Source organism: Moorena sp. SIO3H5, from assembly GCF_010692395.1.
Taxonomy (GTDB): Bacteria; Cyanobacteriota; Cyanobacteriia; order Cyanobacteriales; family Coleofasciculaceae; genus Moorena.
Genome location: NZ_JAAHHS010000226.1, coordinates 1 through 12477, shown reverse-complemented (window position 1 = coordinate 12477; position 12477 = coordinate 1). Strand labels below are relative to the sequence as shown.

The following is a 12477-nucleotide window of genomic DNA, read 5'->3' as shown; positions in this document are numbered from 1 at the left end:
TACCACGAATCGAATCCCCACCTATCATCCGCAATAGCTGGGCTCGATCTTGCTCAGTTGGTGGTGGTACCGAATGCTCTACCCATTCCGCTTCACCCTGTGCCAAGCGCTTGGCCAGGTCTTCCACAATTCCAAAGGCATAAGGTAACGATTGCCTAATGCTGTCAATAAAAGCTTCTTGATTAACCTCACCCTCCTGTGCCTGCTTCAACAGCTCTGGAGTAATGTTAAGTGACATAGGCTTTTCCTGAATATCCCTAATGAACAAAATAGTTATCAGAGGTTCACACTTAGTTGGCTGAACCTCCCAGGGAACAGTATATGGTGATAATGATTATTTTTATTGTTAATAATAATCATTTTTAGTAAAGAAATATTACAATGCAGGCGGTTAGAGACGTACTATGCTATGCCAATGGGCTTGGTCAGTGTTGGGAGAATGCGACGCTACGCGATGAAGCGAAGCTTCCGCTAAAAGCGATCGCACAGCATCCTAGTACCAAAAAGATGACGCGCCAGTCAACTGACTTGCAATGCAGGCAAACTCTCCAGTGCTTGGGGAATATCTCACTGAAACTCGATCAAAAACTCCCCCCCTTCCACTCCAGCATGTTTATAGGTGCCGCCAGTTTTCGGTCTGTAAACCAGGCACTCGATCAAATTCCCGCTGGTTTGCAGTAACCATAAGAAGATTATACTGAAGCGCAGTAGCCGCTATCAAAACATCGTAAGCACCGATCGGCTGTCCTTGAGATTTGAGGATGGCACGGATCTGAGCCGCTTGTTGAGCTTCGGTGGTGTTGAAAGGAAGAATCCTCACAGAAGCAAGAAAGCTGGCGATGATCGGTTCAACTTTCTGAGCTTGTTGAGGATTGAGTGCCAAGCCATAGCGTAACTCCATGACCGTAATAACAGAAACAGCAATGTCCCTAGGTGGCGTTTCCTTGAGTCTGACTTGAGTCCCAACTTCACCTTTAATAAAGTCGCTAATGACACAAGTATCGAGAAGATATCGCATCAGAATAATTCCGGTTCACGAGGTGGCAGAAGTTGATCACGATAGGACTCGAAAGCCGGGAAATCAGGAATTCCTTCATAAGACAAGACGAGATCCGACCACTGGGGAATAGAGCTAGGTGCCGTTTGGATTAGCTGGCGTAACCCTTGCAGAACGAGGGTTTGGATTGGGACATTTAATTGAACCGCTTGGCGGATGAGGTCTTGTTCGAGATCTGGAGGTAGGTCGATGGTAATTTGCATAGGTCAGATTCTTGGTATTAAAGTTTTGAATTTTTATTGAAGTTGAGAAGCTTGCGCTCTATAAGGCATTATTGTCGGAAAGTTAGTTCTATGAAAAAAGTTCCTAACCTTACATATACGCAAATTAATGCTGCTCTGTAACCAGACGGATCGATAATGCTTCGTAAACGGAGTAGTCAGATTCTAAATGCTTCCCTCAAAGGCATTTTTAATGTAGCTTCGGTGGCAGAAGCGCACCACAGATCAGCTAATCCTACTTATGTTATCTATGATAGTGACACAAACTAGGTAATCTTGCCGCTAGTGGAGTACGACTATCGTGGAGTACGAGTATCAAAGTACCTGTGCTGGGATGATTGACAAGGGTTTACCTGCTATTTTAGCTTAGTGTTTGCCTAGGGGGTTAGAGTTTGCCCAGAAAGCTGAAGTTTCTACCCATGTTTGCCAGAGATAGGGTACAAGGAGAAGATGCTAAACCGATGATAGAGTATGACTTTTGCTAGTTTTCTCTACCTGTCTAGGCTACAGTTCCTTAATAGGCTTCTTGATCACTATCATTTGGTGCTTGTCCACTGTAGTACTTTTTTCGAATGATTTTAGGCTCTGGTAAATCAAATATGTCAGATCGATTACCTTCAAGAGCAAGATTTCTGGCAGTAACGAGCATGGGGTCATTTCTATTAACCTGGAACTCTTCTACAGCTTTAGGTTCAAACTGTCCCAAAATCAATAGATAGTTTTTCTGTAATCTTTCTGGTGGTTTAGATCTAAGAGCAATCTTTACTGCTTCAATATGATGGTTTTGTTTAAAGTCATTATATTTGTGTCCTAGATATAACCATGTTTCAGTTGCCATCAACTTTTCGGCAATACTAACTGAACTATCTAAACTAGTAGCAAATTTAACAATCAATTCCCATTCTTGAGCATAGATCTTTGGGAAGAAGCGCATTGCTCTGATTGTAACTGCTTTAAGATACTCAACAGGCTCTTCAAGGTTTTGATAATGTGTCAGTAAGCTTCTGATTTCAGCTAGATAGCCTTGCTTGGCTAGATTCTCCAGCACATTGATGGGATTGCGAATAATCCAATAATGTGTAAGTAAAATTTCAATCAGAGATTTAATTACATCTCTAAAACCTAAAACAGAAAGTTTGGTTAACGCAAATCGAATATACTTGATGAGCTTACGTGATCTACCAGAATTATCATCAGAAGCACGTAGTTCGTTCCAATTTTTACAGAAGAGTTCAGATAATTCTCTCTGCAAATCATTTCGACTATCAAGCCAATCAGTGTTAGCACTAATAAATTGATTATACCATTGAATAATCAAGCCGTTATTATGTTTATTTGGTGGTTTAACATATTTTAGTTCTCCCTCTTGATTTAAAGGCTGTTTACTATTTAATAAATCCTTGTCTCGACGTGTTGGGTTGAAAAGATATTTATAGATATTACGACTCAGATCTATATTTGAAACATAGATATTGATAGACTTTAAGCAACTTTGGTATAGTTCGATGCAATACCACCACAAATCATCATTATCATAATAAGCGTCTACAAGTATATCACGATGATCAGAATTTGAAATCCAAAGTGGATTAACAATACATTTATACCAGTTGTGTAGATTATTGAGGTAATCATCTTCTTGAATTTGCTCTAATAATTCAGGAATACTATTTTCATCAAATATTTCTGTTTTACCTTGATTGAGATTTAAACCTAGATCTTTAAGATTTTCTTGGACAATAGTTTTTACATCTTCAAGATCGCTTGGATTTGGAATAACAATAACCATATCATCAACAAAGCGATGAAACTCAGCATTCCATTCATTATCATAAGGCCTAGAACCAAATTTTTCATCAATAGGAGTTAAGTAAATATTTGAGTAAAAACCCGATCCAACATTTCCTTGAGTTATACCTCGGCCAACTGTATGGTTATCAAGTTTATTGGATAGCAAAACTTTTATCAACCATCGTAAACGTTTACTTGTAACTCTCAACTCTTTAGCAAGTTCATCACACAGTTTTTTTTGAATAATTCGGGTGTAGTAGGATTCAATATCAATTCTTAAAACTAGACCCTTAATGTTTCTATTTACACTATCTTTTACTCCTTGGATGTAATTACGATAATTATCATACCAAGAAGTATATAAATATTCATTAGAAGTATCTTGAATCCTGTATGCATAGCTTACTGAATTTAATCTGGATGCTCGACTGCCTAATTTCTGAATAATGGCGACGGATAAAATTTCTTCTTCAATTCGTGACAGTCCTCTTGGACGAGTCTTTTCCACATTCTTAGGAAATTTATAAGAGATGGTTTGATCTACTAATGCAACATCACTAGCATAAGCACATAATTGTTCTTGTAATTTGGCAATATTTGAATCTAAATTAGTTTCAAAAAGACGCAATTCAGTCTCATCATATAAAGACTCCGATAATAGATTGTGACGTGCCCTGGCCCAGGCTAAGTTGAGATTATCAAGACTGATAACTTTATTCCAATCTTTATCTTCTGCTGTATTTGCACTCGATATTCTCTGAAAATCAGCATAAAAATTAGTTCCATTATTTACTTTTTCTTTTTTTTTATCTCTACAATAGCAGTTTTGTGGATTTTCAAAATAAACAATATGATTATCTGAACTAATTTCATCAATAGTATGTCGATTACCTACAATTTGATGTAGGGTTCTAATCATTTCCTTAATTCTTTCCTCCAAAGTTACTTCACTATTTGTTTCCAATTGCACTTGGTATTCCATATTTTTAGTTCCAACAGTGACAAGGTGCATCACATCAATTGGCACAGTTTCTATCAAGTGTTTGTAAGCTAGAGCTTCAGAAGTTCCAAGACCTAAGTTATCCTCTGTAGATGAGCCGTCAATATCAATACCTAAAGACCTTAGTTCATCATAATCTTCTTGATGAGTTCTGTAGATTTGACTGAAGGGAGAAATAACATTTAGCTGCATTACTAAGACATTAGACAAAGATGGTAGTTGAGATAATAATAGTTCACTCTGTAGATATTCTTCTATGTTACTTGTAGCACTAGGAAAACCCTTATCTATCTGTTTAAATTCTATGTTGACTAGATCAGAACAAGATGATTGTAGATTTTCCATCATCTTAATATAAAGACCAATAGCCCGGAAGCTTGGATCGATTCCAATGAAAAGGATATTTACTTCATTGGTAAGATCGCCTTTCTCCTTTAGTTTAATCACTGTTTCTAAAAATGCTGCGGAACCAGCACCAGCACCACAACCCACATCTAAGACACAGACTTTTTGTGTATGTCTTAGCCAAGTTATAATTTGTTCTGTTCCAATAATGGACTCTAAGGTATGTGCTGCTTTGAAATAATGTTTATGAAATAAAGCATAATATTGGAAAGCAATATGTTTCCAATCAGTTTTGTGAAGTTTATTTTTTAAGTTCTTGTAGCCTACAGCTTTGTAGCCATGAGCATCTTTAACGGTGACTTCGAGCCACTCATGTACAGCAGTGTAAGCATCGGCAACAATAGGATGAAAACGGCGATATGTAGGTGGTTGTTCAGTCACTGAATGCACTCCTTTGGTATTTGATTAATAAAGTTACTAATTTTTTTGAAAAAACCGCTGGCATCTTGGGAATAAGCTGATATAAATAACCGCTGTTTTGCCCTAGTCATAGCCACATAAAACAACCGCCTTTCTTCTTCAAGATTATTATCGCGAACACTAAAATAATTAGGGAATTCATTTTGAACAGCACCGGCTATGAAAATACTGTCAAACTCTAAACCTTTGGATTGATGAACTGTGATAATTGGAACTTGATTATTGTCTTGAGAAACTCGATCTAAGTTTTTAGCAAGAGCGGTAAATTCAAGAATGCTACGTAAAGCTGTGTCAGGGTGCAAATTTAGATCGTCTTGTGATTGGAAAAACCGTAAAAGATGGTGGATATTTTGCAGGCGTTTCTTTTGAGATTTATAATAATTGTATAGTCCAGATTCTACCAATAATTTATCCAGCAAATCTGAAGGTCTTAATGATTGGCTGACATCGCGCCAGTGCTCTACCTGTTCAGCAAGTCCTTCAAATACCTCACCATAACGGTACACTAAAGCTTGACGATAATCCGCTCTTCGTTCCACCAAAGGTATGAGTAGCGCCAACAAATCAATCGTGGTTTCCACATCATCCATTGCCTTATGGCTAGGTAGGTGGGTAAGATTGAGATGCTCTGCCAAAACTTCCAAACTGTAGCGTTCAGATTCAATGAAACGATTCGCTAGTTCTAGGGTGTCCTCCCATTGCAGCTTTTTTGGATAACTAACACCAGCTTTTTGAGCTTGAGCTGCCACCATCTTAATATCAAAGCCCACGTTGTGTCCAACTAGCAGAGAATCCCCGACAAACTTGAAGAATTCACCAAATACATCCTTAGCATTTCTACCATTTTCTGCCAAGAAGCGATCGCTATGTCCGTGTATTCTTTCCGAGTCACCAACGCTAACGGTATTAGTAATGTAAGCGTGAAATCTAGCTTGTGGTTTCCCATCAACTAGACGAATTGCTGCAATTTCCACCACTTCATCTTGACTCACTGAAAACCCTGTTGTTTCCACGTCAAAAACTGTTACCACTCCAGATGAATAGGCGCTTAAAAGTTCACTAAAAGGATCTCCATCTGTAAATGTGCGGCTTGATACCATGTCAGTTAAACTAAAGCCACAATTTTTGCCTTCTTCAATAACAGCTTTAATGGTCCCATCACCGATTCCACGACTTGGACGTAGCAACATCCGACGCATTGCCCCTGCATCAAAAGGATTTATAATCAGACGTAGGTAAGCAAGAGCATCTTTGACTTCTTGTCGCATGAAAAATTGGAATCGCTCAACTGTAATACAAGGAATACCCATGGGTTCCAATGTCTGACTGATAATCTCTGTGCGTTTCTTGTTACGAGCAAGAACTGCTACTCGACTATAAAAAAAATCCTTTTGCTTACTTGCTAGTTGCTGGATTTGTTCACCAATCCACTCGGCTTCTTTCCACTCATTATTTGCTAAATGGACTTGAATCAACTCACCATCTTTACACTCAGGCGCTGGTGTAATGTTTGTTTGTCGATTTTCAAAGGAATCGGCAAATCCAGAAGCAGCATTCAGCAGGACTTTTGTTGCTCGATAGTTCTTGCTTAAAGAATAGCTTGTAGGATTAAAATCATGATAAAATTGTTTAATTACCTTCTCTGGTTCAGAGCCTCGCCATTCATAAATAGTTTGATCTAAATCTCCAATCATCCCTAAATTACCACTGTTGGCAGCCAAGTGCTTGACAATACCATACTCTGACAGATGGGTGTCTTGAACTTCGTCAACTTGAACAAAATCAAACTTATCTGCCCAACGTTGGCTAATCTCTGGTTCATGGTGTACCATGAGACGAACATAAAATATCAGATCCGCAAAGTCTAAGGCATGACGCTTTTGAAGGATAGTTTGATACTGAGCAGCACCTTGAGCGTAGTTATTCCCTAATGGGGCATATAGATTTTCAACCAGATTATCTAGAGATAATTGATAGTTTTCAGCCTGAATTTTGCACTTAACTAAGCTAGAAAACAACTGCTGGGCATCTCTATCTTTCAATACATGGAAAACTTCCTTAACCAATTCGAGACAATCATTATCGTCATAAATCACGAAATCTGTTGGCAATCCAATCTGACGAGCTTCCATCCGTAGTATGGAGGCACACAAACCATGAAAAGTCTTAATTGTTAGGTGTTGTAGTTGTTCTGGACAATACTGAGATAACCGCCCGCTCATTTCCTTGGCAGCTCGATTGGTAAAGGTCAGGCATAGAATTCGTTGAGGAGAGATACCCTGATTAATTGCACATAAAACCCGCTCTGCTAAAACACGAGTTTTGCCTGTACCAACCGGAGCAAGTACCAAAATTGCGCCTTCTACGTGGCTAGCGATCGCATTTTGTTCTCCGTTAAGCTCGTTGCTGAACATGAAGAGGTGTAACTAAATTTTCATTGTAGTTAATTCTTTGGTGTTGCGTCAGTAGTGAAATGGTTAACCAGAAAGGCAAATTTGTTTATACTTTAAAAATAACTAATCAGCCTGATTGATTACTGCATCACCACATTCGTTACATTTAGGTGCGACCCGTGGCGAATTTAATTCTTAATGGGTCAAGCGCACCTTTTAAAATATGAGATGCACCCAATTACGGGATGAATGAGGGATAGACAGGTATGTGCTTTGGTGGCACCGGCACCTGCCAAAACTTCAGGTAATGCACTAACAGTCGTATCGAATGCTTCAGTATTTCTACTTACAGAGAAGAATACAAAGTCTTGGGATGTATAGCACTACGCATTAAACTTCGGACATTGTCTTGATGCAGTCGCTCATGGGGGAAACCACGGCAGTCGCTCATGGGGGGAACCCCCAAGACCGCGCTGCCTCCCCAAGACCGCGCTGCATCGCTCCTAAACTCCGAAACTTAGTCATAGCTTACTTTTGACTTCTGACTTCGAACCTTTCTGACTTGTGCGTAGCGCTATATCTGTGGGATTGGCTGCTAAAATCAAGATTCTTTTGATCGCACTCTTTATGAAATTTATGAGGCATACTTCATAAAGATACAATTGACAACTGTATGATTTCGGAAAATTTATACAAATTTTCCGTCAAAGATTACCAATCTGCAGTGGTGAACAGCATTTGTGTACTTGTGCATTGCTCCGGTGTAGACTAGGGCGCTGTTTATGGCGTTGCTTAATAATGGAATGATTTTAACAGTGAGGTGGAATAGGCATCTTGCCGTAGAATGGGCATCTTGCGTGGAACTGGCATCTTGCGTGGAACTGGCATCTTGCCAGTTTCAATATATTTTCGGGCGGGCAGGATGCCCACTCTACGAATATTCATTCAAAGACATTAGCAACGCCCTGTTGATAATATGATTAGTTCCACAGCTGTAGCGGATAGCATCTATCAAGGTGCCGCTGCGGACTTCATACAGAATCTCCTGGTCTGCAAGAACTGGTGCCTTAATGCAGTGGTGTCCGTCGCCAGGGTTTTTGTTCTCGCCATCATCAAAAACCACTGGTGGCTGATGCCGCCCTGGTTGACTGACAACCAAAGGCGATCAAGCATATTCTTTTATCAATGATTATCTGGACTTATCAATGATTACCGGGACTTTAAATACTTAAAGTTTAACTTCAATATCAACTCCAGCAGGCAAATCCAATTTCATCAGAGCATCAATAGTCTTTGAAGAAGGCTGATAAATATCAATAATCCGTTGGTGGGTGCGCGTTTCAAAGTGTTCCCGAGAATCTTTATCAACGTGAGGCGATCGCAAAACACAGTAAATACGACGTCGAGTGGGTAAGGGAATCGGGCCAATAGCTGTAGCATTTGTCCGGTTTGCTGTATCTACAATCTTCTCACAGGACGTGTCCAGCAAGCGTCTATCAAAGGCTTTTAGTCGAATCCGAATTTTCTGCTGTTGAATAGTTGCCATTTTTTTAATTTTCTAGGTTCTTTTCTTAGCTAAAATAAACATGAATAAAGAGCAGAGAAGCTAGAGCTTCCCTGCTCCTACTCTATATTAGAGTACTGCTATTCGAGAATCTTACTGACCACACCTGAGCCGATGGTGCGACCACCTTCACGGATAGCAAAGCGCATTCCTTGTTCAATCGCAATGGCGTTGATCAGGCTCACTGTCATTTTGATGCGATCGCCTGGCATCACCATCTCAGCTGTAGAGCCATCGTCAGCAGTAAAGGCATCAATAGTGCCAGTCACATCAGTGGTTCGTACATAGAACTGAGGGCGATAGCCGGAGAAGAAGGGAGTATGACGTCCACCTTCTTCTTTCTTCAGGACATATACCTCAGATTCAAACTTGGTGTGAGGGGTGATTGAACCGGGCTTGGCAAGTACCATACCCCGCTCAATGTTCTCTTTTTGGACACCCCTTAGCAATAGTCCAACATTGTCTCCAGCCATCCCTTCGTCTAGGGTCTTCTGGAACATTTCCACACCAGTTACGGTAGTGCTACTGGTGTCTTTAATCCCGATGATTTCTACCGTCTCACCAACTTTAACTTTACCCCGCTCGATTCGACCGGTGGCAACAGTTCCCCGACCAGTGATGGAGAAGACATCTTCCACTGCCATCAGGAATGGCTTATCCACATCCCGCTCTGGTGTGGGAATGTATGAGTCTACATTCTCCATCAGTGATAGCACCACATCAGTCCACTCATTGTCACCTTTGCCAATGCTTGGATTCTCGGTCAGGGCGTTTACAGCCATTAAAGCTGACCCAGCCACAATCGGGATATTGTCCCCGTCAAAGTCGTATTCGCTCAACAGTTCCCGAATTTCGAGTTCTACTAGCTCTAGGAGTTCTTCATCATCTACTTGGTCTTTCTTATTTAAGAAAACCACGATGTTAGGAACTCCCACCTGCCGAGCTAGGAGGATATGTTCTTTAGTTTGTGGCATGGCACCGTCAGCGGCAGAAACCACCAGAATTGCCCCATCCATTTGCGCCGCACCCGTGATCATGTTTTTCACATAGTCAGCGTGGCCTGGGCAATCTACGTGGGCATAGTGGCGATTTTCGGTTTCGTACTCCACATGAGCAGTATTGATGGTAATCCCCCGTGCTTTTTCCTCAGGAGCTGCATCAATTTCCTCGTAGTTCCTCGCTTTTGCCTTCCCTTGAGCCGCCAATGTCATAGTAATCGCAGCAGTTAGGGTAGTCTTGCCGTGGTCTACGTGACCAATAGTGCCAATGTTAACGTGGGGTTTATTCCTTTCAAACTTTTCGCGTGCCATGAATTACATGTTCCTTTTTTTTGTTATGCGTTCCCTTGATTCTTAGCAATGATGGCTTCTGCCACATTGCGAGGTACTTCATCATAGGTTTTAAACTCCATAGAGAAAATACCCCGACCTTGGGTCTTAGACCGGATATCCGTAGCATAACCAAACATCTCTGCTAATGGAACTTTAGCAGTTACTTTGGCAATGCCGTCTTCAGAACCCATACCTTCAATCTGGCCACGGCGGGAGTTGAGGTCACCCATGACATCCCCAAGGAAGTCTTCCGGCACTTCCACCTCAACTTTCATCATAGGCTCTAGGAGTACTGGCGCAGCCTTCATCACAGCATTCCGCATGGCCATAGAACCAGCAATCTTAAATGCCATTTCTGAAGAGTCTACGTCGTGATAAGACCCATCTACTAGGGTAACTTTCACGTCGATCACTGGATACCCTGCTAGAATTCCCGATTCACAGGCTTCCTTCATCCCCTGTTCAGCAGGAGAGATGTACTCTCTCGGTACAGAACCACCTACGATCTTGGAGACGAATTCAAAACCACTACCAGTATCTCCTGGTTCCAATTCAACAATAACGTGACCGTACTGACCTTTACCGCCACTTTGACGGATAAATTTACCTTCTGCCTGGACTGATTTACGAATGGTCTCTCGATAGGCTACCTGGGGAGCGCCCACATTCGCTTCTACCTTAAACTCTCGCAGCATCCGGTCTACCAGGATTTCCAAGTGCAGCTCACCCATGCCCGCAATCACGGTTTGGTTGGTTTCTGGGTCAATGCTGACCCGGAAGGTAGGGTCTTCTTCAGATAGGGCTTGGAGAGCTTTGGATAGCTTCTCCATATCCTGCTTTGTTTTTGGCTCTACTGCCACCGATATCACTGGTTCTGGAATAAAGAGGGATTCCAAAATAATGGGAGACTGTTCGTCACAAATAGTATCCCCAGTGATAGTATGCTTTAAACCAACGGCAGCACCCAAGTCTCCAGCCCGCAACTCTTCTACTTCAATGCGGTCATCAGCTTTCAAGACAATTAAGCGAGATATCCGTTCCTTCTTACCCTTAGTGGAATTGAGGATATAGCTCCCCTTCTTGAGTACCCCAGAGTATACCCGCAGGAAAGTTAGGCGACCATAGGGGTCTGCCATAATCTTGAATGCCAGAGCTGACATAGGAGCTTCGTCATCAGCCACCCGCTCGACGGTTTCACCCTTAGGCATAGTGCCTTGAATTGGCGGAACATCAATCGGAGCTGGTAGGTAATCAATAACCCCATCCAACAGCAGCTGAACCCCTTTGTTCTTGAAAGCAGAGCCACACAACATAGGAACGATTCTGCCCTCAATGGTTCCTTTGCGCAGGGCTTCACGAATTTCGTCTTCCGTGATTTCCTCTCCTTCAAGGTACTTCTCAATTAACGCCTCATCAGTTTCTGCCACCGATTCCACTAGTTTGGCACGGTATTCTTCGGCTTGCTCTTTGACCTCTTCAGGAATTTCTGTATCTTCGATGTCAGTTCCCAAGTCATTGGCGTATATCTTGGCTCGCATCCTCACCAAGTCAACAATGCCTCTAAATTCACTTTCACTACCAATCGGGATTTGGATGGGAACAGCATTGGAGCGCAATCGGTCACGAACTTGCTCGTAGACCTTGAAGAAGTTTGCTCCTGTCCGGTCCATTTTATTAACAAACGCAATTCGAGGTACCTGATAGCGGTCTGCTTGCCGCCAGACGGTTTCAGACTGAGGCTGGACACCACCTACAGAGCAAAACACAGCAATCACACCATCCAATACCCGCATGGAGCGTTCCACTTCAATGGTGAAGTCAACGTGACCGGGAGTATCGATAATATTAATCCGATGCTCTCGCCAGTTGGTGCTAATCGCAGCAGCAGTGATCGTGATTCCCCGCTCCCGCTCTTGATCCATCCAATCAGTTACAGCTGTACCTTCATGGACTTCACCAATTTTGTGAACAATTCCGGAATAAAACAGGATTCGTTCGGTTGTTGTTGTTTTGCCCGCATCAATATGAGCTGCAATTCCGATATTGCGTGTTTTCTCAAGCGGGATGGTGCGTGCCACGGTTACCTCCTTTGTCTGGTGCCACCATTTCCTCACCAGGTAGCTATCTATTTACAATTTTATACTTTTTTTAAGTTTTTTAGGCATTTGTGGACATTGTCAGAGGGCTACAACGTTTTGTTGTGGGCTTTTAGGGTCATTAGTACCGATAGTGGGCAAAAGCTTTATTTGCCTCTGCCATTCTATGGGTTTCTTCACGCTTGCGCATAGCATTTCA

10 protein-coding genes and 1 pseudogene are annotated in these 12477 nt (G+C 41.8%); all 11 read right to left on the bottom strand.

What is annotated here, in order from left to right; genetic code table 11:
* On the bottom strand, nt 1-238 hold a 238-nt coding region (locus F6K52_RS22140), incomplete at its 3' end, for an SCO5389 family protein (protein WP_293082713.1).
* Nucleotides 239-613: 375 nt separating this feature from the next.
* Complete coding sequence (locus F6K52_RS22135; protein WP_293082710.1) at nt 614-1018, bottom strand: type II toxin-antitoxin system VapC family toxin; 405 nt, start codon at nt 1016-1018, stop codon at nt 614-616.
* Nucleotides 1018-1260 (bottom strand): hypothetical protein, encoded by a 243-nt coding sequence (locus F6K52_RS22130; protein WP_293082707.1) that lies wholly within the window; start codon nt 1258-1260, stop codon nt 1018-1020. The genes F6K52_RS22135 and F6K52_RS22130 overlap by 1 nt, the downstream gene beginning before the upstream one ends.
* A gap of 532 nt (nt 1261-1792) precedes the next feature.
* On the bottom strand, nt 1793-4855 hold the full coding sequence (locus F6K52_RS22125; protein WP_293082703.1) for an RNA-directed DNA polymerase: 3063 nt from the start codon (nt 4853-4855) through the stop codon (nt 1793-1795).
* Nucleotides 4852-7308, bottom strand: coding sequence for a 3'-5' exonuclease (locus F6K52_RS22120; protein ID WP_293082699.1), 2457 nt, complete (start codon nt 7306-7308; stop codon nt 4852-4854). The genes F6K52_RS22125 and F6K52_RS22120 overlap by 4 nt, the downstream gene beginning before the upstream one ends.
* A 771-nt stretch (nt 7309-8079) precedes the next feature.
* The gene (locus F6K52_RS22115) at nt 8080-8232 is read right to left on the bottom strand and encodes a hypothetical protein (protein ID WP_293082696.1); all 153 of its coding nucleotides are present in this window, start codon (nt 8230-8232) and stop codon (nt 8080-8082) included.
* Nucleotides 8219-8446, bottom strand: a complete 228-nt coding sequence (locus F6K52_RS22110; protein WP_293082694.1) for a hypothetical protein — start codon at nt 8444-8446, stop codon at nt 8219-8221. Before F6K52_RS22110 ends, F6K52_RS22115 begins: the two co-directional genes overlap by 14 nt.
* Nucleotides 8447-8515: 69 nt before the next feature.
* On the bottom strand, nt 8516-8824 hold the full coding sequence (rpsJ, locus tag F6K52_RS22105; RefSeq protein WP_198954346.1) for a 30S ribosomal protein S10: 309 nt from the start codon (nt 8822-8824) through the stop codon (nt 8516-8518).
* A gap of 107 nt (nt 8825-8931) precedes the next feature.
* Nucleotides 8932-10161 carry an elongation factor Tu gene (gene tuf, locus F6K52_RS22100; protein WP_293082691.1) on the bottom strand — a complete coding sequence of 410 codons (1230 nt, stop codon included), beginning with the start codon at nt 10159-10161 and terminating at the stop codon, nt 8932-8934.
* Nucleotides 10162-10184: 23 nt separating this feature from the next.
* The gene (gene fusA, locus F6K52_RS22095) at nt 10185-12260 is read right to left on the bottom strand and encodes an elongation factor G (RefSeq protein ID WP_293082688.1); all 2076 of its coding nucleotides are present in this window, start codon (nt 12258-12260) and stop codon (nt 10185-10187) included.
* A 139-nt stretch (nt 12261-12399) separates the two neighbouring features.
* A pseudogene (locus tag F6K52_RS22090) lies at nt 12400-12477 on the bottom strand (30S ribosomal protein S7); the annotation flags it as partial.

Coding starts and splice junctions, on each gene's coding strand:
- F6K52_RS22135 (WP_293082710.1), bottom strand. CDS start 1,018: ATGCGATATCTTCTCGATACTTGTGTCATTAGCGACTTTATTAAAGGT.
- F6K52_RS22130 (WP_293082707.1), bottom strand. CDS start 1,260: ATGCAAATTACCATCGACCTACCTCCAGATCTCGAACAAGACCTCATC.
- F6K52_RS22120 (WP_293082699.1), bottom strand. CDS start 7,308: ATGTTCAGCAACGAGCTTAACGGAGAACAAAATGCGATCGCTAGCCAC.
- F6K52_RS22115 (WP_293082696.1), bottom strand. CDS start 8,232: ATGAATATTCGTAGAGTGGGCATCCTGCCCGCCCGAAAATATATTGAA.
- tuf (WP_293082691.1), bottom strand. CDS start 10,161: ATGGCACGCGAAAAGTTTGAAAGGAATAAACCCCACGTTAACATTGGC.